General features: G+C 46.5%; 21 protein-coding genes, 1 pseudogene and 1 riboswitch. Of the genes and pseudogenes, 10 read left to right on the plus strand and 12 right to left on the minus strand.

Features of this window, described 5'->3' with window-relative positions; genetic code table 11:
* The first annotated feature begins 32 nt into the window (after positions 1-32).
* Positions 33-1,235: an iron-containing alcohol dehydrogenase gene (locus VSQ61_RS12800; RefSeq protein ID WP_334344811.1), complete on the plus strand. Its 1,203-nt coding sequence runs from the start codon at positions 33-35 to the stop codon at positions 1,233-1,235.
* Between the two features lie 65 nt (positions 1,236-1,300).
* Positions 1,301-2,719: pseudogene (locus tag VSQ61_RS12805) on the plus strand (aldehyde dehydrogenase); the annotation flags it as partial.
* A gap of 185 nt (positions 2,720-2,904) precedes the next feature.
* Here the strand turns inward: VSQ61_RS12805 and VSQ61_RS12810 are convergent.
* Entirely contained in the window at positions 2,905-3,702 is a 798-nt protein-coding gene (locus VSQ61_RS12810) for a CPBP family intramembrane glutamic endopeptidase (RefSeq protein ID WP_334344812.1), read from the minus strand.
* 151 nt (positions 3,703-3,853) lie between these two features.
* Positions 3,854-3,956, plus strand: a riboswitch (TPP riboswitch).
* Positions 3,957-3,993: 37 nt separating this feature from the next.
* On the opposite strand from VSQ61_RS12810, the gene thiT reads away from it, so the two are divergent.
* A complete protein-coding gene (gene thiT / locus VSQ61_RS12815) occupies positions 3,994-4,662 on the plus strand; it encodes an energy-coupled thiamine transporter ThiT (RefSeq protein WP_334344813.1) in 669 nt (222 codons plus the stop codon).
* A gap of 287 nt (positions 4,663-4,949) precedes the next feature.
* Entirely contained in the window at positions 4,950-6,338 is a 1,389-nt protein-coding gene (locus tag VSQ61_RS12820; RefSeq protein WP_334344814.1) for an MATE family efflux transporter, read from the plus strand.
* A 294-nt stretch (positions 6,339-6,632) separates the two neighbouring features.
* Here the strand turns inward: VSQ61_RS12820 and argS are convergent, their stop codons facing one another.
* Both argS and VSQ61_RS12830 read right to left on the minus strand, forming a co-directional pair.
* Positions 6,633-8,399: an arginine--tRNA ligase gene (argS, locus tag VSQ61_RS12825; protein WP_334344815.1), complete on the minus strand. Its 1,767-nt coding sequence runs from the start codon at positions 8,397-8,399 to the stop codon at positions 6,633-6,635.
* A 141-nt stretch (positions 8,400-8,540) separates the two neighbouring features.
* Complete coding sequence (locus VSQ61_RS12830) at positions 8,541-9,506, minus strand: carbohydrate kinase family protein (RefSeq protein WP_334344816.1); 966 nt, start codon at positions 9,504-9,506, stop codon at positions 8,541-8,543.
* Positions 9,507-9,746: 240 nt separating this feature from the next.
* Here VSQ61_RS12830 and VSQ61_RS12835 point away from each other — a divergent pair, with 240 nt between their 5' ends.
* From VSQ61_RS12835 to VSQ61_RS12845, 3 genes are all read left to right on the plus strand, one after another.
* Positions 9,747-10,499: an exodeoxyribonuclease III gene (locus VSQ61_RS12835; RefSeq protein WP_334344817.1), complete on the plus strand. Its 753-nt coding sequence runs from the start codon at positions 9,747-9,749 to the stop codon at positions 10,497-10,499.
* Between the two features lie 237 nt (positions 10,500-10,736).
* The gene (locus VSQ61_RS12840) at positions 10,737-10,943 is read left to right on the plus strand and encodes a hypothetical protein (RefSeq protein ID WP_334344818.1); all 207 of its coding nucleotides are present in this window, start codon (positions 10,737-10,739) and stop codon (positions 10,941-10,943) included.
* Positions 10,910-11,173 carry a hypothetical protein gene (locus VSQ61_RS12845; protein WP_334344819.1) on the plus strand — a complete coding sequence of 88 codons (264 nt, stop codon included), beginning with the start codon at positions 10,910-10,912 and terminating at the stop codon, positions 11,171-11,173. Before VSQ61_RS12840 ends, VSQ61_RS12845 begins: the two co-directional genes overlap by 34 nt.
* A gap of 102 nt (positions 11,174-11,275) precedes the next feature.
* Here VSQ61_RS12845 and bioA read toward each other — a convergent pair whose 3' ends face one another.
* From bioA to VSQ61_RS12880, 7 genes are all read right to left on the minus strand, one after another.
* Entirely contained in the window at positions 11,276-12,481 is a 1,206-nt protein-coding gene (bioA, locus tag VSQ61_RS12850) for an adenosylmethionine--8-amino-7-oxononanoate transaminase (RefSeq protein WP_334344820.1), read from the minus strand.
* A 166-nt stretch (positions 12,482-12,647) separates the two neighbouring features.
* Positions 12,648-13,331 (minus strand): dethiobiotin synthase, encoded by a 684-nt coding sequence (gene bioD / locus VSQ61_RS12855; protein ID WP_334344821.1) that lies wholly within the window; start codon positions 13,329-13,331, stop codon positions 12,648-12,650.
* Complete coding sequence (bioB, locus tag VSQ61_RS12860; RefSeq protein WP_334344822.1) at positions 13,324-14,292, minus strand: biotin synthase BioB; 969 nt, start codon at positions 14,290-14,292, stop codon at positions 13,324-13,326. Before bioB ends, bioD begins: the two co-directional genes overlap by 8 nt.
* Positions 14,293-14,346: 54 nt before the next feature.
* A complete protein-coding gene (locus VSQ61_RS12865; protein ID WP_502877035.1) occupies positions 14,347-14,901 on the minus strand; it encodes a biotin transporter BioY in 555 nt (184 codons plus the stop codon).
* A gap of 150 nt (positions 14,902-15,051) precedes the next feature.
* Complete coding sequence (locus tag VSQ61_RS12870; RefSeq protein ID WP_334344823.1) at positions 15,052-15,846, minus strand: SDR family NAD(P)-dependent oxidoreductase; 795 nt, start codon at positions 15,844-15,846, stop codon at positions 15,052-15,054.
* Positions 15,846-17,150: an ATP-binding protein gene (locus VSQ61_RS12875; protein ID WP_334344824.1), complete on the minus strand. Its 1,305-nt coding sequence runs from the start codon at positions 17,148-17,150 to the stop codon at positions 15,846-15,848. The genes VSQ61_RS12870 and VSQ61_RS12875 overlap by 1 nt, the downstream gene beginning before the upstream one ends.
* A gap of 84 nt (positions 17,151-17,234) precedes the next feature.
* The gene (locus tag VSQ61_RS12880) at positions 17,235-18,536 is read right to left on the minus strand and encodes an ATP-binding protein (protein WP_334344825.1); all 1,302 of its coding nucleotides are present in this window, start codon (positions 18,534-18,536) and stop codon (positions 17,235-17,237) included.
* Between the two features lie 485 nt (positions 18,537-19,021).
* Here VSQ61_RS12880 and VSQ61_RS12885 point away from each other — a divergent pair, with 485 nt between their 5' ends.
* From VSQ61_RS12885 to VSQ61_RS12895, 3 genes are read left to right on the plus strand one after another with little or no spacing between them, the layout of a single operon-like run.
* Positions 19,022-19,390, plus strand: coding sequence for a GntR family transcriptional regulator (locus tag VSQ61_RS12885; protein ID WP_334344826.1), 369 nt, complete (start codon positions 19,022-19,024; stop codon positions 19,388-19,390).
* Positions 19,390-20,088: an ABC transporter ATP-binding protein gene (locus VSQ61_RS12890; RefSeq protein WP_334344827.1), complete on the plus strand. Its 699-nt coding sequence runs from the start codon at positions 19,390-19,392 to the stop codon at positions 20,086-20,088. Before VSQ61_RS12885 ends, VSQ61_RS12890 begins: the two co-directional genes overlap by 1 nt.
* Complete coding sequence (locus VSQ61_RS12895) at positions 20,082-20,948, plus strand: hypothetical protein (RefSeq protein ID WP_334344828.1); 867 nt, start codon at positions 20,082-20,084, stop codon at positions 20,946-20,948. The genes VSQ61_RS12890 and VSQ61_RS12895 overlap by 7 nt, the downstream gene beginning before the upstream one ends.
* Positions 20,949-21,071: 123 nt before the next feature.
* On the opposite strand, the gene VSQ61_RS12900 is transcribed toward VSQ61_RS12895, so the two are convergent.
* Together VSQ61_RS12900 and VSQ61_RS12905 are read right to left on the minus strand one after the other, a co-directional pair.
* Entirely contained in the window at positions 21,072-21,632 is a 561-nt protein-coding gene (locus VSQ61_RS12900; protein WP_334344829.1) for a type 1 periplasmic-binding domain-containing protein, read from the minus strand.
* A gap of 21 nt (positions 21,633-21,653) precedes the next feature.
* Positions 21,654-23,138 carry a methyltransferase domain-containing protein gene (locus tag VSQ61_RS12905; protein ID WP_334344830.1) on the minus strand — a complete coding sequence of 495 codons (1,485 nt, stop codon included), beginning with the start codon at positions 23,136-23,138 and terminating at the stop codon, positions 21,654-21,656.
* Positions 23,139-23,174: the final 36 nt, after the last annotated feature.

Here is a 23,174-nt window from a genome sequence, read left to right on the forward strand (position 1 = left end):
TCCCCATTTTAACCACAGAAAGGATGGAACCTATGAACCAGGCCGGAAAAATCTACTGCCGGGCCTTCCAGACTGTTTTTAAAATCGCCCTGCCCGTACTTCCCTACCGGAAGCCGAAGCTGGCAGGCAGCGTCAAGGCCCTCCCCGAAATCATAGAAAAAAATAAATGCAGCCGAATACTCATTATCACCGACCCGGGCATCCAAAAGCTCAACCTCACCGCCCGTCTGGAACGGGCGCTGAAAGCAGCCGGCATGTTCTACTGTGTCTACGGCAAAACCAGCGCCAATCCCACTACGGACAATGTATACGAGGCATTGAAGCTGTACCAGGAAAATGCCTGTGACGCCATCATTGGCTTCGGAGGCGGCTCCAGCATGGACTGCGCCAAAGCCGTAGGCGCCCGTGCCGTCAAGCCCCGCCAGTCATTGGCAAAAATGAAAGGCATTTTAAAGGTACATAAGCGGCTCCCCCTGCTCATCGCCGTGCCCACCACAGCCGGAACAGGAAGCGAAACCACCCTGGCCGCCGTGATTACCGATGCCCAGACCCGGCATAAATACGCAATCAACGACTTTCCGCTGATTCCCCGGTATGCCGTGCTGGACCCCAAGGCAACCCTTAGCCTGCCGCCCTTTATCACCGCCACAACAGGCCTGGATGCCCTCACCCACGCAGTAGAGGCTTACATCGGCCGCTCCACCATGCCGGATACCCGGCGTGATGCCCAAAAAGCAGTCCGGCTGATTTTTGAAAATCTGGACACCGCCTACAGGGACGGCCAGAATATCGAAGCCCGGAAAAATATGCTGAAAGCCTCCTTTTACGCAGGCTGCGCATTTACCAAATCCTATGTAGGCTACGTCCATGCTGTTGCTCACTCCCTGGGCGGCGAATACAATGTCCCCCACGGCCTTGCCAATGCGGTGATCCTTCCCATGGTGCTGGAATATTATGGTCCGTCCATTTACAAGAAGCTTCATAAGCTGGCTATCGAAGCAAAGCTTGCAGACGAAAAAACGCCTCACGAAGAGGCGGCAAAAACCTTTATTCAGGCTATCCGAGATATGAAAAAGCGGTTTGGCATAGGAGACACCATTCCTGAAATCCGGGAAGAGGATATTCCAAAGCTCTCTCACTATGCAGACAAAGAGGCTAACCCTCTTTACCCGGTACCTGTTCTGATGAATGCGTCGGAGCTAGAAATATTTTACAAAAATCTTATGGGGCATTGAGCCTGCCGAAAAATACCAAACGCCATACATTGCACATTTTTTATTAGAAGCAGACAGAATCATACAATTCGTTGAAAAACAGAACGCAAAAGGAGAATTCCTCTATGAATGAAGCAGAAATAAAGCAGCTTACAGCAAACCAGCGTGAATACTTCTTATCCGGCGCCACCCTGCCTCTGCCTGCCCGGCTGGAGGCTCTCAAAAAGCTGAAAAGCGCCATCAAACGCCGGGAAGCTCAAATCCACCAGGCTGTCAAGGAAGATCTGGGAAAAAGCAGCTTCGAGAGCTACATGTGCGAAACCGGACTGACCTTAAGCGAAATCACCTACATGGAACGGCACCTTTCATCCTTTGCCCGGGAAAGGCGGGTTCACACCCCACTGGCGCAGTTTCACTCCCGAAGCTTTAAAAAGCCCTCCCCCTACGGCGTAGTCCTTATTATGAGCCCCTGGAACTATCCTTTCCTGCTGACCATGGAGCCTTTAGCAGACGCCCTGGCCGCCGGAAACACAGTGATTTTAAAACCCAGCGCCTATTCTCCTCACACCAGCGAGATCATCCGGGCACTGATAGAGGAATGCTTTGATCCTTCTCATGTGGCCGTTGTCACCGGAGGACGAGCAGAAAACACTTGCCTGTTAAATGAGCATTTTGACTACATTTTCTTCACCGGAAGCCAGTCCGTAGGCCGGCAGGTAATGAAAAAGGCTTCGGAGCATCTCACACCAATCACCCTGGAGCTTGGAGGAAAAAGCCCCTGCATTGTAGAAAAAACCGCCAACCTTAAGCTGGCGGCAAAACGCATTGTATTCGGCAAATATTTAAACTGCGGCCAGACCTGCGTGGCCCCTGACTATATATTATGTGATCCCTGTGTCCGGGATTCTCTCATAGCGGAGCTGAAAAAACAGATTGAAAAGCAGCTGGGCAGGGATCCCCTGTCCAACGCTCAGTATGGAAAGATTATCAACGAAAAGCATTTTCAGCGTGTATGCGGACTGATTGATCCCTCAAAGGTCGTCCACGGCGGAGGCTCCGATCCGACAGCATTAAAGATCGAGCCCACCCTTCTGAATCACGTCACCTGGGAGGATGCCTGTATGAAGGAAGAGATCTTCGGCCCCCTTCTGCCCATCCTCACCTACGGCTCTTTGGAGGAAGCCATACGGACCATAAATTCCAAGGCCCACCCCCTGGCCCTGTATCTCTTTACCTCCGACAAAAATGCAGCCAAAAAAGTCACCTCACGCTGCGGCTTCGGCGGCGGCTGCATCAATGACACCATCATCCACCTGGCCACCAGCGAAATGGGCTTCGGCGGCTTCGGCGAGAGCGGCATGGGCTCTTATCATGGAAAAGCAGGCTTCGACACCTTTTCTCATTATAAGAGCATCGTGGATAAAAAGACCTGGCTGGATCTGCCTATGCGGTATCAGCCTTATCAGAAGTTCTACGGAAAATTGATTCGGATGTTTTTGAAATAATTCCTGTAAAACTTCCAAAACCTTCAGCTCCTCCCGCATATACCCCGGCCGTTCCCAGGCAAAATCTCGTATCATCTGTTCTTCCTCCGAAAAGCATAAGACAAATGAGGTTTACAGCAAGCCATATTCCACGCTTTGACATCTTGTTCATTCATTTTCCTCATTTCTGTGCCTATGAGCATCCCCTAATACATTTCCGTTTCGGAGCGGGCAGACTTTGTCCCATAAAATAAAAAATATCTCCAGCAAAGCATTCCAATCATAAGAAATCCGGCCGTTAAAAGATAGTAAACTCCCGGAAGTCTGTAGAATTCATCCGGCCATGGATACCGTCCGGCCAGAACAGACGCCCCATTTGCCGCAATATGAGCCACTACTGCCAAAAAGAGAGAATCACAGGCTTCATACACCTGAACAAAAAACAATCCCATTACAAACGCATACAGGCCTTGGACCACATTTCCATGAAATACTCCAAAAATCACTGCGCTGATAACCATAGCCCTTCGGGAGTTCCATACGACCGCCTTCAATCTCTCATAAATAATCCCCCGTATAAGCACTTCTTCTAAAAAAGGAGCGCTTACCACCACAGCTGCTATCTGAGACAAAAAACTACAGTGATAAATTCCTTCCGACACTTCCTGATACCCCGGAAAGAGACGAGGCAGAAAGGTTAAAGCCAAAAAATAATTTATCCCTCTGGAAAGGCATACGGAACCAAGAATCACTAGAAGCATATCCTTTAAACAAAAGGAATGTTTTCTCCTGTACTCTCTCCTTTCTCGTTGATACAGCAGCCAGAACACAGGCAGCATCAGAAGGTTCACTGCTGTCAAAAGCCACATGGCCCATGCCGGTTCTGACATCCTTCCGCCTGAAGCTATCCGCAGAAGCTCCGGATACAACATGGAGAAAAGTACATAAAGAAGAATCGGAAAAACAATTCTCCACATCCTTTCCGCTGTTCCCTGTCCTCCCACTTTTTTCTCTCCGTTTCTATAATTAATATACGTTACAGTATAGCACACTTGCCCCACAGGAAAAAGAGAAAAAATTTTACCGCAAAAAATACAAATAATAACTCTTGACATCCCATTTTTTCAATAGTATATTCAAGGTAATCACATAGCACATTTATGCTAGGGGAGCCTAAGGCTGAGAAAGCGTGACCTCACGCTGACCCTCATTACTTGAACCGGTTAATGCCGGCGTAAGGAAGCTGCTTTTCGTATCCCCTCCTGTGAAAATTCATTTACCAAGGAGGATTTTTTATGTCACTTTTTGTAAACAAGGTAGTAGATGAATGGGGAACCTCCTATTCTCTGACCACACTGGGATATGGCGCTCTGGTAGCAGCCATCCTGATTCTTCTCATTCTTGCCTGTTATCTGACCGGAGAAAATAAGCGGGTACAGACCAAGCCCTTAGTATTCGCCGCCGCAGCCATGGCATTGGGTATGATAACCTCATTTATGAAGCTTTTTGAAGCTCCCATGGGCGGTTCCGTCACCCTCTTTTCCATGCTTTTCATCTGCTGCATCGGATACTGGTACGGCCTGCGCACCGGACTTATCACCGGCTTCGCCTACGGTCTGCTGCAGCTTATCTCCGACCCCTACATCATCAGCCTGCCCCAGATGATCACAGACTACCTGCTTGCCTTCGGTGCCCTGGGCTTGTCCGGCTTATTCTGTAATAAGAAAAACGGTCTCATCAAAGGTTACATCATCGGTGTACTGGGCCGTTACCTCTTTGCCTTCCTGTCCGGTCTTATCTTCTTCGCCGCCTATGCGAAAGGCTCCGGAATGAGCGCTCCCGTCTATTCCCTTGCCTACAACGGAAGCTATTTGGGATGTGAAGCAGCCATGACACTAATAGTCCTTGCAATCCCCGCTGTCAACAAGGCCTTTGCACGGGTAAAGCAGATGGCGATTGCATAAGATCAACGATTATCATTTTAAAGAGCTTGTCACAAAATAGGCCGACAGACATTGCTATGGAAATGTCTGCCGGCTTAAATTTTACAGCATCTCTTTTATTACCTTTCACACCTTAGTAAATAAAATTTGACAAAATCCTGCATCGATATACATTGTAATCACTCTTCATTTTATATCTTCCCTACTCAAAATAATGGTTGACGTAACACTTCTTTTTTTCCTATAATAATAAGCAATGATTGAAAACAAGCGTATTAAGACCAACAAAAGTAGGAGACATAAGAAAAATGACACATGAAAATACCACACAAATAAATCAGAATCCCTTGGGAACAGAACCCGTCAAAGGGCTGCTGTTTCAATTTGCAGTCCCCAGCATCATTGCCATGCTGGTCAGCTCCCTCTACAATATTGTAGATCAATTTTTCATCGGCCACAGCGTAGGCGAATTGGGAAATGCTGCAACCAACATCTCCTTTCCCCTGTCCATTTCCTGTGTAGCCATCGCCCTTCTGTTCGGAATCGGAGGCGCTTCCGCCTTCAACATATCCATGGGAAAAAAAGAGCCGGAGCAGGCTGTCCTCTACTTGGGAAACGCCTCTTCCATGCTGTTTGGCTGCGGCATCCTTCTGACCATCATTACCCTGCTGGGCTTAGAGCCTCTGCTTCACTTCTTCGGCTCCCCTGATGATGTACTGGACTATGCCAAAACCTACACCGGAATCGTAGCCTTTGGCTTCCCCTTTCTCATTCTGACTTCAGGAGGCGGACACTTAATCCGTGCCGACGGCCGCCCCAGAATCAGCATGATCTGCAACCTGACCGGCGCCATCATCAACACCTTCTTAGACGCACTATTCGTATTTGAATTTCACATGGGAATGGCCGGAGCTGCTGCGGCAACCGTAATCGGCCAAATCATCTCCGGCGGAATGGCCGTCTACTTTCTCGGCCGCTGCCGCACCGTCCAAATCAAAAAAGAACATCTGCTTCCTTGTAAGTCTGTCATTGCCCGAATTGCCGCCCTCGGCATGGCCCCCTGCAGCAACCAGTTAGCCATGATGATCGTACAGATCGTCATGAACAACTCCCTCAAATACTACGGTTCCATCTCCTCCTACGGAGAATCCATCCCCATAGCCTGCGCCGGAATCATCACCAAAGTAAACCAGGTCTTCATGTCTTTCATCATCGGCATCTCCCAGGGACTGCAGCCCATTACCAGCTTCAACTACGGCGCAAAGCAATATAAACGGGTAAAAGAAGCCTGCCGTTTCGCCATCACCTGCGGCTTTGCCCTGGCTTTCGCTGCCTTTTTAGCTTTCCAGCTTATCCCCCGGCAGATCATCTCCCTCTTCGGAAATGGTTCCGAGAAATATTACCGCTTTGCTGTAAACTACTTTCACATCTTCCTGTTCTTCACCTTCGTAAACTTTTTACAGCCCGTCAGTTCCAACTTCTTCACCTCCATCGGAAAGCCCAAGAGAGGAACCTTTCTGTCCCTCACCAGACAGATCCTCTTCCTCCTGCCCCTGATCCTCATCTTCCCCCTCTTCGCCGGAATCGACGGAATCATGTACGCAGGTCCCATCGCCGATTTTCTCGCTTTCACCGTAACCGTCATCATGGTATGCCGAGAACTCCGCCGACCAGAATACACCCAAAATAACCCCTAAAAAATCTCGTTGTCATGATGCCTGGAGCAAAATAAGCCATCCGGCTTTTCCAATATCCAGTGTCCGGCTTTCCATGCACAGCAGTCTGAATCTGGCGAACATTGCTCAAAGCCTATGGCAGGCAACGCCTGGCAAAGCCCTTCCTGCAATGTCCGTCAGAGGCAGATTGATGTGCATGGAACGTCCGAACGTTGTAATAAGGAGGGACCCACAATGTGGGAGGATTCCTTATTGCCAAGGATATGGAAATGTCGGATGGCTTATTTTGTGACAGACCCGTCCGTCTTCCTTTACCTACATCCTCTCCGGAGCTTCAAACCCCAGAATATCAATGCAAATCTCCAACACTCTCTTCGTCAGCACCAACACCGCTACCAAGCTATCACGAACCGTTTCATCCTCTTCCCCAAGAATCTTCGTCTCATGATAAAACTTATTAAACCCATTGGCCAATTCATAAATATAAGCACAAAGCTTATGAGGCGCAGCCTCCTCAAAGGCATTCTCAACAGCCCCATTAAACCTGGCCAGCAAAAGCATCAAACTTTTTTGTGTCTCATTTCCAGGAACCCCAACCACGCAAGAATCCGGGTCCTTCCCCAAAGCCCGATACTTATTCAAAATAGACTTAATCCGCACAACCGTATACAAAATATAGGGCCCCGTATTTCCCTCAAAAGAAGTAAACCTGTCCACATCAAACACATAATCCTTCGAAGCCTGATTCGACAAATCCCCATACTTAATAGCCGAAAGCCCTACAATCCGTGCCGTCTCCCTAGCTTCCTCTTCCCCAATCTCCGAATTGCCTGCAATCTTCTCATACATCTCTTCATTAATATCCGCAATCAGATTCTCCAGACGCATGACCCCGCCCTCACGGGTCTTAAAAGGCTTGCCATCCTTACCGTTCATGGTACCAAAGCCCAGGAACTTAAGACCGGTTTCATCCTCCACAAGCCCCGTCTTCCGGGCACAGCGGAATACCTGGACAAAATGCATCTCCTGGCGCTTATCCACCACATAAATGATCTCATCCGGATGATACAGCTTCATCCGATCCACAATCGTAGCCAGATCCGTCGTCGTATAGAGGGATGCTCCGTCAGACTTAAGAATCATACAGGGCGGAATCTCCTTGGTATCCTCCGCTTCTTTCACATCAACCACTAACGCCCCTTCACTTTCATAAGCATAGCCCTTTTCTTTCAGCATCGCCACCAGATCCGGAATATAAGGCTGCGCATCCGATTCACCCTTCCACAGATCAAACTCCACCTTCAAGCTGGCATAGTTCTTCTTCAAATCCGCCACAGACACATTTAAAATATGCTGCAAAATCGCCTGATACCCCTTATGTCCATGCTGCACCAGATAGGTAGCCTCCATAGCCTCTTCCTTGTAAGCCTCATCCTCCTTGGAACGAGCGCTGGCCGTAGGATAGATCTCCTCCAGCTCCGAGATGGTAAAGGGCGCTTCTTTCGGATATTCCCCCATATAGCTTTCATCAAAATAGGGCAGTTCCGGCTTTCTTTCCTTTAATTCCGTAATAATCAGTCCCATCTGAAGGCCCCAGTCCCCCAAATGAATGTCGCCAATCACCTTATGCCCCACAAAGCGTCCCAGCCTTTTTACGCTCTCCCCGATAATAGCAGAGCGCAGATGCCCCACATGAAGAGGCTTGGCCACATTAGGTCCGCCGTAATCAATCATAATCGTTCTGGGATTTTCCGCCTTATGGCAGCCCAGACGCTCATCCTCTGCCATTTTCCTCAGATACTCCTGTACAAACAGACTGCTTACCTTAAGATTGATAAACCCAGGCTTTACCCCCAAAGCTTCCTCAAAAACAGAACTTTTCTTAAGCTCCTCCACAACCTTATCCGCTATCTGAATCGGCGCACAGTGATACTCCTTAGCTGCCGCCAGGCTTCCGTTACACTGATATTCACAGAGATCCGGCCGGTTAGAGAGCGTAACCTTTCCATACTCCCCCTTATAATCACAGGCTTCAAAAGCCTTTACAACCTCCTCTGTGATCAGATCCAATAATTTTTTCATAATTAACAGTTCTCCTACTTTTTTCGTCGATTCCGGTTCACTACAAATCACACCGGCACTCTATATATTATTCCGGCTTTTTCTCTTTTAAAGTGCGATTTGTAATCACAGATGCCCTCCGTTGGCATATAAACAGCACTTCTATTTTTGGGCAAGCAGCGACTTTACTTCCTCTATTGTCGGCATTACCCGCAAAGCTCCTTTTCGAGTTGTGATAATGGATGCTGCAGCATTCGCAAAGGTGAGCATCTCCTTTAAATTCTCCTCTGTCAGATTATCAAGGCCATGATCCAGAATATAATTCAGCATACCTGCGCAGAAGGTATCTCCGGCTCCCGTAGTTTCAATGGTATTTTCCTGAGCAAAGCCCGCTCTCTCTACTGCCACATCACCATAGTAAGCCTTGCTTCCCTTCTTACCCATAGTAATACAGATCAAGGGAATATCAAAGCGATTCCGCACTGCCTCAATGCCCCGATCCAGGCTTCTCTCTCCTGTAATAAATTCCAGTTCTTCTTCTGACATCTTTACAGCCGCACACTTGGACAGGCCAAACCAGATCTGCTCCTTTGCATCCTGCAGGTTATTCCACAGGGGCGGCCGCAGATTGGGATCAAAGGTTACCATAACATCATGCTTCTTAGCATACTCCAAAGCCTTCTGTGTAGCGCTTCGCACCGGCTCATCCGTCAAAGAAAGCGTACCAAAATGCAGAATACGGCTCCCCGCAATCATCTCCTCCTGAACCTCATCCGCAGTCAGCATCATATCCGCACCCGGTTTCCGATAGAAGGAAAAGTCCCGATCTCCATCCGATGCCGTATGCACAAAGGCAAGGGTTGTATGCACCACTTTATCCAAAAGAAGATTGTCTGTTCCAATGCCAAGTTCCACCAGCGTACTTTTTAAGGTTCTTCCAAACTGATCATCTCCCACTTTGCCAATAAAGCTTGTCTTCTTCCCCAGATTATTCAGCATGGCAAGCATATTGCAGGGAGCACCGCCGGGATTGGCTTCAAGCAGTGGATTCCCCTGGGAGCTTACTCCATTCTCCGTAAAATCAATCAACAATTCTCCAATCGCTGTAACGTCATATACCTTTTCCATTTTCCTCATCCTTTCCCCACAATTGTTTACTTTGGAACCAGTAACCCTTTACTTTGGAATCCAAAATAATTATAATCAGATCAGTTACTGCTGTTTTCCGGCTCAGAGCCGCCTTAAAAAAGCTTGTAGCTGCTCCGAACGTCTATCTACATTATATGTAATATAAAGGGAAAAAGCAAACCTTTTGTTGCGGAGCTTTCAAACCATAATATTGCGGAATTTAAAATAGTAGGAGGACTTATGAAACTGATTTCTTGGAACGTCAATGGCTTACGGGCCTGTGTAGGCAAAAATTTTACGGAGGATTTTCAGAAGCTTGATGCGGATATTTTCTGTCTTCAGGAGACTAAGCTTCAGGAAGGACAGATTGAGCTTGATCTGCCGGGTTATCATCAGTATTGGAATTATGCGGAGAAAAAAGGATACAGCGGAACGGCTGTCTTTACCAAAACAGAGCCTCTGTCTGTCACCTATGGCATTGGCGTGGAAGAACATGACCATGAGGGCCGGGTGATCACTCTGGAATATGAAGATTTTTACCTGGTAACAGTCTATACCCCCAATTCCCAGGACGGCCTTGCAAGGCTTGATTACCGGATGAAATGGGAAGATGATTTTCTCCGTTACATCCAGGGCCTGGATGAAAAAAAGCCGGTTATTTACTGCGGTGATCTGAATGTAGCCCACAAAGAGATTGATCTGAAGAATCCAAAAACCAACCGGAAAAACGCAGGCTTTACCGATGAAGAACGGGAGAAAATGACTCACGTGCTGGAATCCGGCTTCGTGGATACTTTCCGGTATTTTTATCCGGAGATGGAAAGCATCTATTCCTGGTGGTCTTACCGATTCCGTGCAAGGGAGAAAAATGCAGGGTGGCGGATTGACTACTTTATCGTATCGGAACGCCTCACCAAACGTCTTGAGGACGCTAAAATTCATACGGATATTTTGGGCTCCGATCACTGTCCGGTGGAACTGTTATTAAAGTAACTTTTTTATTGAAGAGGCTTATACACATGAAACGACTGTCACAAATCTGCGTAATTGTTCTTACACTGGCAGTTATTCTCTTTTTCGGCATACTAGTAGTCCGTATCGGAAATCCTTGTGCATATTTCCGGTACGGACTACTAGCCGGAGGACCCATGATGTGTCTGTTAACAGGCTCATCAGCTCACTCCCGTCACCATAACCGGCTCCCTCTCACCGATTGAAGATCCTGCTGCCATGAATGCGCTTATGGATGCTCTGATGAGTTCCGATTTCGAGGGTACGGAAGAAATGCGCTCAGCCGCTATGGCACAGTCAGGCTGGTATATGCTGGAGGATGGCTATATCCAGGGACTTCCCACCTGGCTCTGGGCCTGGGCGAACTTTACAGCGTTCCTCTTCTCCTTGGAGTGGGGCTGGCCTTTGAGCCATATAAGATTCTGAAGAATTACGGCAAGTCTTTTGAAAAGCTTTACCCCATCCTGTCCGAGCGAGAAGCCATTTTCCAAAACCTGTTGGATGCAGATGATTCCTGGGATGTTCGGGAGCAGGGCGAAGAAGAAAAGAAGCATGCCAATGTACAGTTTGCTTTTAACTCGGGAAGTGCGTCAGGCCACTTCCTGGCACTGGCACGAAAGCGCCTGGGAGAGCGGGCACAGGCTGTTATACAGTAAAGTCAAATAGACCTTTAGCGCCAAGCTGGATAAGCTGATTCCGGATATGAAATATCGAAACGAAAGCTAACGCTATTAAACGTATATTTGCAGACCGGGCTTTTACTGCTGTCCGGCAAACCAATCCTTCATAGTCCCCAGCACCCTTCTAAGCTCTTCCTCGGAAATCACATAGGGAACCATGGCATAGAGATATTTCAGGAAAGGCCTGCTGAATACACCTTGCTCATAGGCAAACTTCTGATATCCGGCGAGCACATGGGCATCCTTTACCTCAACACAGACACAGCCGCCCATAATCCGGACTTCTTTTATCCGCTCATCGGAAAATCCGTCCATTTCCCCACGGGTGATTTCCTCTATCCGGCGGATTTTTTCCATATAATCCCCGGTTTCAAAAAGTTCAATAGATTTAAGCGCCACACTGCAGGCCAGGGCATTCCCCATAAAGGTAGGACCGTGCATCAGGGCATGCTCCGGATTCTCGTCATAGAAGCCCTGGAATACCTTTTCATTTGCAACAGTAACCGCATGGCCGATATAACCCCCGGTCAGCGCTTTTCCAAGAACGAGAATATCGGGCAGAACCAGGTCGGCCACAAACCGGTTGCCGGTACGTCCAAAGCCGGTTGCCACCTCATCAAAAATCAAAAGGACATCATACTTATCGCACAGCTCTCTGGCACGCTTTAAATAGGAAATATCATACATCCGCATTCCGCCGGCCCCTTGAAGGAGGGGTTCTGCGATGAAGCAGTTAAGCTTACTGTGATATTTCTCAAATGCCTGCTCTAAAGCGCTGATTTCTGTGGGAATATGCACTACATACTTACTTGGCCCGTATGCATTCAGAACAAAGTGATAGTCCTCGTCATCACCGGCCTCCATGGTTTTGAAGGTGTCGCCGTGATACGCATGGTTCAAGGCAAGAATCATGGTCCGCTGCTCCTCTCCACGGTTCATATAATATTGAAGGGCCATTTTCAGCGCCACCTCTACCGCTACGCTGCCGGAATCAGAAAAGAAGGAATAATTCAAATCACCGGGAAGGAAATCCTTTAGCTTTTCCGCCAGCTTTTGAACCGGCTCATGGGTAAGGCCGCCGAGCATTACATGGGAAAATTTTTCCACCTGTGAAATAATGGCCCGGTTCAGATCCGGGTGCTTGTAGCCGTGAATGACGCTCCACCAGGAGGATACGGAATCTATCAGCTTCTGATCTTCCGTATATAAATATACGCCCTCCGCATCTACTATTTTGTAAGGGGTTTTCATGGTTTTCATCTGTTCATATGGATACCAAATCATTTTCGTTCTCCTATTCCAGTTCCGTAATATTTTCCCAGTACACCTTCAGCTAAATCAATTCACAGTCACAAAAGCATATGCCTGTAAATTGATTTGTGCACTGGAAAAACATTACTGATTCCAGTTCCGTAATATTTTCCCAGTACACCTTCAACTTCAGCTGATTTTATTCATACAGTCTTTTCAAATCCTCTACGGAAATATTAAGCTCCGTGTCGCCTTCCCGGACGCAGGCAATCACCTTCGATCCGGTCAGATGCTCGCACATTTTCAGATTGTCCTCCTGCATCACATCCCCTGGCTTAAAGTGATTAAAAACAATTCCTCTAAGGGGAATGCCATGCTCCTTCATATAAAATGCAGTCAGCCCCACGCTGTTGATCGTGCCAAGTCCTGCATCCGCAATAAGCAGGCAGCCTGCGCCGCATGCCCTTATCACATCCGGAAGCCAGAGCTCTCCTTCATCAAAGCAAATGGGGCACAGAATCCCTCCGGAGCCCTCCAGGGTAACATACTCATAATTGTCGCAGGAATTTCGGAAGCCCTCAAGCACTACCTCCATCTGAACCGGATTACCCTCTATTCTGGAGGCAAGATGAGGTGAAACAGCAGTCTCGTAGATGTAAGGGCACATTTCCACTAAGGGCTGGCTGATTCCGGATATCTCCTTTACAAAAAGAGCATCCCCGGGAACCAGGCTGCCGTCAGCCCTGCGCACATTTCCGCTCATGGCGGCTTTATAATAGGCGGCTGCACTTCCGCTCTCATGCAGCTTTTTTACTATCAGGCCGGAAATATAGGTCTTTCCAATGTCTGTTCCTGTTCCGACAACAAACAGTGTCTTACTCATTTCCATACCTCACTTCGTAGCCCAGTTCCTCCAAAAGCTTCATATCCGTCTCTACCGTAATTCCCGCCGTCGTAAGCATATCGCCGGAAATGGCTGCATTTGCCCCGGACTGAAAGCAGCTTTTCCCTTTATCCCCAAGAAGTCCCCGGCCTCCGGCGAGCCGGATAGATGCATCCGGAAGGATAAACCTGTAAACTGCTACAATCCGGCACATATCCTCTGCGGTAAGCTTTCTGTTATGCTCAAAGGGCGTACCCGGAATGGGATTCAGCATATTGACCGGCACACTTTTGATGCCCAACTCCCGTAAGGTAAATGCCATATCAATCCGATCCTCTGCCGTTTCGCCAAGTCCCATAATACCGCCGCTGCACACGGAAAGTCCTGCTGCCTGGGCGGCTCGAATGGCACTGATTTTGTCCTCGAAGGTGTGAGTCGTGCATACATTTGGAAAGTTCCGGCGTGAGGTTTCCAGATTGTTGTGAACTCTTGTCACTCCTGCTTCTTTTAACTTTTTGTATTGTTCTCCGTTAAGGAGGCCGAAAGAAATACATACGCCGATGCCGGTTTCCTTACGGATCTGACGCACAGTGTCACACATCCGGTCCACTTCCTTGTCGGACAGACGCTTTCCGGAGGTTACAATGGAATAGCGCAGTACGCCTTGCTCATCGTTCTTTTTGGCCTGCTCCAGAATTTCTTCGGTGGAAAGCAAGGGGTATTCCTCGGTTCCAGTGTGATTGTGTGCAGATTGGGCGCAAAAGCGGCAGTTTTCCGAGCAGCGGCCGCTTTTTCCATTGATAATTGTACAGATATCAAATCCGTTGGCGCAAAAATGAGCCCGGATTTCATCTGCCTTCTCACACAGCTCTTTAAAAGGCTGACTATAGAGCCAACGGGCTTCTTCTCTGGTGAGCTGTTTTCCCTGTATTACTTCATTTCCTAAGATTTTGATATTCATTTGTTCCTCCATTCCAGTACCGCAATATTTCTTTCACAGACTTTTTGATAAGGATTATAATCTCCCTTCTTTCACCAGCGGAATCAGTCTCTTGCCAAGTATTGCCCCCACAATGCACAAAAAGATATCGCCGGGCACCGCAAGGAGAAAGCAATACAAAAATAAGGGCCATATTCCGATAGGACTGTTCAAGTAAAAATTACTGATTAAATAATAATATACCATGCCAAAAAGATATACGATTCCAAGACCTGCAAAATCAGCTCCCAGCAACAGTTTGCAGCCGGGCCTGTTTGATCGGTTGGCAATGGTTCCTGTGACAAAGGCTCCTACTGCAAATCCGATAATATAGCCAAAACTGGGCTGAAAGATGTATCCAACTCCTCCCCCCTGGGCAAAAACCGGAACTCCTGCCAGGCCAAGCGCTATGTAAATGCATACGGCAAATCCGCCTCTTTTTCCTCCAAGCAGCAGACCGGCTAGCATGGTAAATAAAAACTGCAGGGTAAAGGGGACCACTGGGATGGGGATTTTGATAAAGGCCCCTACGGAAATGAGTGCTACGAACATAGCACTTAGAATCATGTTTTTTGTCTTTTGGTTTCTCAAATTTTGTCCTCCTCTTAGGAAAATCCGAAAGGAATCCGCTATGCAGCAGCCACTTTGTTTTCCTTTGTAATCATCACTTTAGTTTCCAGGACAAAATATAACACGTCTGCATCTAATAGTCAACCATTTTTATTTGTTGGTTAACTATTTTCAAGAAGCATACAATACAGCTAACAGCCTTAACACAATCTCCGTAGGCAAGAGCCGATTCAAAAGCCCCAACAATTGATTGGAAGCTCCCACAATAACATGAGAGGGAAGCTTTCTCTTTCCAAGAAGCCTTACTACCTCCTTGGCCACTCTGTCCGGCTCCATTCCCTTTCGCTCAGATGCCTCCATTTTCCCTACCGAACGGGCAATGCGCCCATGATAAAGCCCATCTCCTGCAAAACACTTTTCCCGATAATCCGTAAACTCCGTTTTCACATCATTGAGCATTACTGTGCAGGTACTCACATGAAAAGGCCGCATCTCAATCCCCAATGCATCGGAAAAGGCGTTGAGCCCCGCTTTGCTGACAGAATAAAAGCTCTGAAAAGGTAATGGAAAAATAGCTCCCAGAGAAGATATAAACAAAATCTTACCCCATCGGGCCGTCCGCATGGAGGGTATCACTGCCTGAGCACACCAGACACTGCCTTTTAAGTTCACCGACAATTGCTTTTCAATCTCTTCCTCCGATGAAAACTCCACCGCACCGGAAATGCCCATTCCTGCATTATTAATCAGAACATGAATTTGCTTCTCCCTCTCCAGGATTCTTTCAAAAGCCTTATCCACGCTCTTCTTGACAGACACGTCACAGGCCACAAAACGAATTCCCATTTTCTTCTCCGGCACCGTTCTGCAAAGGCCATACACCCGGTATCCCTCTTTTATAAGCCTGCATGCTATCTCTCGTCCAATTCCCCGGGAAGCTCCTGTTACAACTGCAACCTTTCTCATCACGCCCTCCCAGCCAGATAATTAATAAACTGCTGAGCCGTCCGGCCGGAAATGCCGCCGTGACTCAGCTCCCACTGATTGGCCTTTGCGCAAAGCTCCTGCTCCGTCAAGGCAATCTCCGGATACCGCTTTGCCAGCTCCATCACAATTTGGAAGTATTCTTTCTGTGAGGGCTTAGAATAATTGATGGTTACGCCAAAGCGTGCCACCAGTGACAGCTTCTCCTGCATGGTGTCTGACCGGTGCATGCCGTTGTCCTGCTCCATGTCACTGCGGTCCCCCCAGGTCTCCCGGATAATATGCCTCCGGTTGGATGTGGCATAGATCAGCACATTATCCGGCTTTGTCTCCATGCCGCCCTCAATGACAGCCTTCAAAAACTTATACTCAATCTCAAACTCCTCAAAGGATAAGTCATCCATATAAATAATAAAGCGATAATTCCGATTCTTAATCCGGGCAATGATAGCGGAAAGATCCTGAAACTGGTGCTTATAAATCTCAATCATCCTAAGCCCCTGATCGTAATACTCATTTAAAATCGCCTTGATGCTGGTAGATTTTCCCGTTCCGCTGTCCCCAAAGAGAAGTACGTTATTGGCAGGCAGACCTTTCACAAATGCCTCCGTATTGTCAATCAGCTTCTGCTTCTGAAGCTCATAGCCCACCAGGTCCTTTAAAAGCACCTGCTCTGTATTGTTAATAGGCAGAAATTCCACTCCCTCCGGAACGCTCTTAATCCGAAATGCCTTATTAAGACCAAACATTCCCACACCATAAGCCTTATAAAAGTCCGTCACAATTCGGAAAATCTCTTCCTCGTCCTTTGCCTGCTCAATCCGGACACTAACCGCCTGCACTTTCTCACTTACATTCTTATTGTACATGCGCTCCTTTTTTCCGATAGCCTTATAATTGCATACGGTAGAAAAGCAGTCGATGCCAAGTTCTTTCTCTATGGGTCCGAAGTCAAAATCAAAAAGGTCCTTAAAGATCCGGAAATCCCCTTTTGCAAAGTGATTCACGCTCCCGTCATTGGCTCCCACTTTCTCACTAGTCATACTAAAAGAATTCTCATTGGTCAGCAAAATAAAGGTGAGATAATTGTGCCAAAGATTTTTATCAAATCCGTACATAGTGGACACATCTAAAAGCGCCTTGATCTGCTCATAGATACGGGTGGTAAGCTCCGCCCCCGTACACTCTTTCTTATCCCAATCCTCAAAAATACCTGACAGCTTCCGCAGGATACTGTCCTCTCCCAAGTCTCTATATAATACCAGCTTTGCTATTTCCTGATACATCGATAACACTCCTCTTCCTTTCGGCTTTTTTCCTATCATACCACGACAAAAAAATCGGAGCAAGCGATCGTAAACACTCTCTTTTTACAAAAACGGCACCATATAAATCGGTAGACAAAAAATATCTTTATCTTTTCTGACATCCTTTGTATAAATCAAATACCTATTTAATATCCGTGAAGAAAATTTGTTCTGAAACGCATCTAATGAGGCATGTGATTTGTAACCGGAGGATTTCACTTCTAATGGACAGATTTTATTTTTCCTTGCCAGCAAAAAATCTATCTCATAATTATGATTTGATGTTTCCTTTGGAAATGTATAATAGAACAATTCATTTCCTGCCGTTTTCAGCATCTGAGCAACCATATTTTCATATAAATAGCCCAGATCCGTACCCAGTTTATGATTTAAAAGTTTTTCATATATTTCATTTTCCGTGAAATCCCTATCCTTAAATGCCAGAGTTGCAAATAACCCCGTATCACACAAAAATAGTTTGTACCTGCGGGGATCTTTATGAAGAGACATTCCGGCGCCGGGATCATCTGCATGATAGGAAATATACACTGTCATCGAGTCCTGCATATCTGCAAGTATTTCCCTCACACGTTCCTCTTTCTCTCCTGCTATCACACTGGATACCTGATAACGGGATGCATTTTTGTTCAGTTCAGCAGGAATTGCATCAAACAGCATTCCTGCTCTCCCTGAAGAATCAATCTTCCTAAAATCATCTTCATATAATTCCAAAATATTTCTTTTTACCTGATCAACAATATTTAAGTTATTTGTCTCTATATAGGTATCCACTGCCTGGGGCATACCGCCCACAAGCATATACAATCGAAAGTCCCGAAGCAGCCGCCTGTTTATATCGTCCCCAAGAGGCTGCATTTTCTTATAGGTGTTCAAAAGCAGCGGTAATGTGACCGTATCCCCCAACGCCCATCGAAATTCCTCATAATCCAATGGAAACAATTGCAGCCTTGTTTCCTCACTGGGAATCACAATATCCTTTATATTTTTCTTAATTGACAGCAAAGAGCCTGTTTCAATATAATCGTATCGATGGTCCTTTACCAGATGCTTAATCGCCTGCCTTGCCATTGGCTGCATCTGTACCTCATCAAAAATAATTACAGACTTTCTCTCAACCAGATTTACATGATAAATCATTTGTAAACGCAGGAAAAGATAGTTTAAATCCGATAGGTCAGAAAATAATGTATTGACTTCTTTTGAAGCAATGGAAAAATCGATCAGTATATAGCTTTCATATTCGTTTTTTGCAAATTCTTCTACCAGGGTTGATTTTCCAACCCGCCGTGCGCCTTTAATTAGAAGAGCCGTCTTTCCATCAAATTCTCTTTTCCATTCCAACATTTTATTGTAAAGTTTCCTTTTAAATATCATGATAAACTATTTGCTCCTTTCCATGCTAAAAACAAGCATTTGCCGAAAATCCCGTTTTTTATATTCAATTATATGCCGAAAATCCCTTAATTTATTTACTATTATATGCCGAAAATCCCGAATTTACAATTATAAAAATACATAAGTTGATTAGTCCTCTTTTTAAATTAACGATATAAATAATAAAACAGCCATTAAGATATCCCAAAACCATCCCCCGTATTCTTAAGAAATTCTGAATATTCCCTTTCCCCCTTGACATTTCCCTCAACAAGCACTATTGTATTATTAAAGTAATACAGTGATACAAATCAATTTCCCTGCATTACGTACTGCGCCCTCCTGACCGGAGGGGGCGGGGGAGCGGTAAAAGCTGCTATCCATTTTACCCCCCCCCTAGAAAAAAATGGAAGTTTTCCAAAGAACATGGACAGATCAAGGAAAGGAGTGACTATATGGCATGGATTCTTGATGATTCCCGTCCTATCTATTTACAGATTGTGGACGTCATCAAAACCAACATCATCGCCGGCGCATACCAACCGGGCGACAAGCTTCCTTCTGTGCGGGAGTTGGCAATGGAGGCATCCGTGAATCCCAACACCATGCAGAAAGCACTGACGGAACTGGAGCGCAGCGGTCTTGTCTACACACAGAGAACTAGCGGCAGATTTATCACGGAGGATACGGCAAAAATGACAGAAATCAAAGAACAGCTTGCAAAGGAACAGATTAGGCTTTTCCTCAAAAACATGGAACAACTGGGATTTAAAAAGGAAGACATCAAACGGCTTCTGGAACTGGAGTTAAAGGGGGGACAGTAATGGAACAATTACTAAGCTGCCAGAACCTGACCAAGCGCTATGGCTATAAGACGGCTTTGGACAGTATTAATTTAACTATTGAGCGGGGACGCATCATCGGGCTTCTCGGTCCCAATGGCAGTGGGAAAACCACATTAATCAAGCTTATCAACGGACTTCTGGCTCCTACGGATGGCTTGCTTCTTATCAATGGCGCCGTTCCCGGACCGGAGACCAAAAAAGTGGTTTCCTATCTGCCGGAGCGGACTTACTTTAACAGCTGGATGAAAGTTACGGATATTTTGGACTTTTTCTGTGATTTTTACACCGACTTTGATCGGAATCGGGCTATGGAAATGCTTCACCGGCTGAATATTGACGAGAAGGATCGGCTGAGTTCCATGTCCAAAGGTACCAAGGAAAAGGTGCAGCTCATTATGGTTATGAGCCGGGATGCGGATCTCTACTGTCTGGATGAGCCCATCGGAGGTGTAGATCCGGCAGCCAGAGACTACATTCTGCAGACCATTATCACCAATTACAACGAGCGGGCGTCCGTACTCATTTCCACTCATCTCATTTCTGATATAGAAAATGTGCTGGATGATGTAATCTTTATTCAGAATGGGCACATCCGCCTGACCACATCTGTGGATGAAATCAGAGAGCAGGAGGGCAAGTCCGTAGACGCACTCTTCCGGGAGGTGTTCAGATGTTAGGAAAATTAATCAAACATGAATTTAAAGCCGTAAACCGGCTGATGCTTCCCTTGCATTTAGGGTTGATTGCCGTCACCATTATCGGACGCTTTTACGTTCAGTTTGTAATGAACCGGGAGCATGTGAACTATAGTAATTATTCCCTGCGTATGTGGGAAAATCTTATTGATGTAATGCTTATTTCCGCTTACGTCATTGCACTGATTGCCATTTTCATAATCACCTGGCTGTATCTGGATATTCTACGGTTCCGCAAAAATCTCTTTACGGATGAGGGATATCTCATGCACACCCTTCCGGCCTCTGCTGCGGAGCACATCTTTACCAAGCTTATAGTGTCTACCGTATGGCAGATTGCGGACGGGCTTCTCATCAGCCTTTCGGTCTTTGCCATGGTGCTGAATAAGAGTATTATTGAAGAGTTCAGCTATTTCTGGAATAGTCTGTGGTCCTCCTTTCCTCAGATCTTCGGAGTGCCGACCAGTATAGGTATTCCTATGTTCATTCTTACCGCACTGGTGGATACCATTACCGGAACACTGATTATCTATATGTGCATTGCCATCGGCCACAGCTTTAACGACCATAAGATACTTGCATCCATTGGAATTTATATGGGCTATAAATTTGTTGCCAATCTGATTTCCTCCATAGTTGTCGCCTTGACGGGCATCGGCAATTTTGGAAATGTGAATGTAACCAACATTTTCTTTGGAGTGGGAGTCTACAGTTCCGGTTTGAATGAAGCAGCCTATTTCTGGCTCAATATAGGATTTTCCCTTGTGTTCTCACTGGTATTGGGCATAGGCGCCTTTATCCTGACGAATCATTTTATGACAAAGCAGCTGAATCTGGAATAGAGTGTTTCTTGGATTAAAAACTGCTGCTTCACAAATAATCAATTATAAAAGGACTGTTTTAAGAATTCCGTGTTCTATCCACACTTCTTAAAGCAGTCCCTTTTTCATTTTTGTCTTGATTCTCTACATATCCAAAAGCCTCACTGCCGCATCCGGCGCATCCTCCGCCGTAGTATAAATATCACAGCTTCCCTCACTTACCTCCTGCTCAAAAGCGCAGATACGGATTCCCAGAGATCTCGCCGCCGCCAATACGGGCTCCAAAGCTTCCCTGTGATTGGCATGGATAGCTATGACATCTACATCTTCTGCCACCAGTTCATTGACAAGCAGCATCTGGTATTCAATGGGATTCACGTCACAGAGTACAAAATTTCCCGTCTCCTGTCTGGCTTCCAGGGCCTCTTCCTCCGTTACATCCGGAATCTTTACCAAAAGCCTTGCTCCCTGCCCGTCTGCCTTTTCACGAAAACTTTTTATCAAGTTGCTGTTCTCATTTGCATCTTTACTGGTAAGAATCAGCGCTAATGCAGGTGTGTCCTCTGCAACGCCTTCCGCCCTCTCCGCCCTCATTATAAGTGTCTCCTCCTGCTCCTTCTGCCTGCCGCAGGCTCCCAAAGCAAGAAAAGCAAGAAATAGAAATAAATTACCCTTTTTCCGCCATATCCGATTCCGCCTCTTCATTATACCTCCGTTTTTAAGTTGCTACGCAACAGTACTAAAGCGAATAGCAAACAGCCAGCTTTCCTCCTTGCCGCCCATAGGCCACTCCTCTAAAAGCTTCAAACTCCCATGGTTCATCATCTGCCTGTTTACAAAGGCACGATCATGGCTATATAGGAGCACAAAACCGCCTGGCCTAAGCAGCTCCCCCACCCGGTCAAAAAACTTTCCATAAAGAAATTCCAAAGTATGTCCATTTAAATTTTTTCCCTTGGCAGGAAAATTGGTCACAATTTCATCAAAAAGATATTCATGGGTAAAATCCTGAAAATCCCGGTGGATGTAATGCGCCGTCATTCGGGCAATCTCCGTATTCTCTCTGGCCCCTGCAATGGCCGGTTCATATATGTCAACACCATAAAGAGTATCTGCATGAACCCGGTAATTGCGTTCCACAAGCATAGTCCCCACACCACAGAAGGGATCCAGAACCCGGGCATTCTCTTTCAGGTAATCAGCTGCAAGCTCCATACACAGGGCTGCCCTCTCGGGCCTTATAGAAGCTGACACCGCATTTTTCCGATAAGCAAAGCGCCGGTCCGGCAGGGTATACAGCTTAAGCAGCGGATAAAATCCGCCCTTCTTCGTCTCCACCAGACGAAGTTCCGCCTCATAATTAGAAGTAGAATTTATCAGTCTTCCTCCTGTCAGAATCTCCAGCCTGGCTGCCAGCTTCTTGGTGAAGCTGCTGCGCTGCTCCAAGGTCATGCGGCCCTTGCACTCAATCCGAAAGTAAAAAGCTCCTTCCCCATGATGCAGTTCCTTTAATAAACTGAGAAGATTGGAGGATGCAAGCTGTTCTGCCGCCGTATCTGCCTTCAGCTCTCCTGCTATATTCAAACAGAATAAAAGCTCCCGAAAAGTCCTGATTTTCAGCAAATTCTCCAAATTCCCTCCCAGTACTTTTACTCCTGCCTTTATTAGAACCGTCTGCCCCTCAGTAATATTCTTAAGTGTCACCTGACGATAATCCGGATGCGTAATGAGGATTACATCCGAAGGTTCGGAAAAGCCCATAAACTTATGTCCTTTTGCCTTCTCATAGAAAGACAGCAGCGTATTCAGGGCCCGCAGTTCCTCCTGCTGATGCTTCTGTGTTTCTATGGTTGGTATCTCATCCAGAAGTTCCTTCCTTCGGCTTTTAAGCTCTTTTATACAGCCGGAACAGTCACAGCCCGCCAGTGCCTCCGGATATGCGCTTTTCACAAAACGCTTTTCTTCCATACGGTAAGCCTTTAAAATAGCCTCTCTGCATTCTTCCGTTCCCACATTTCCCAACACCAGGGCCGCATTTTTCCGAATTTTCGGATCTGCTTCATCCAGCAGCGATAATAGTACCTTAGGTTCTTCCAAAAACAGCTTCCTCAGCTCTCGTCTTCCCTCCGGCCTTTTTAATTCCTCTTTGACAGAAATAAGATTTTTGCGAATCTCATGCCCTTGTTTGATATATCCAAATTGTTCCCTCAAATTACTGTTTCCTTTCTTTAATTTGCCCATATTTTT

It is taken from the genome of Candidatus Merdisoma sp. JLR.KK006, assembly GCF_036941035.1.
Taxonomy (GTDB): Bacteria; Bacillota; Clostridia; order Lachnospirales; family Lachnospiraceae; genus Laedolimicola.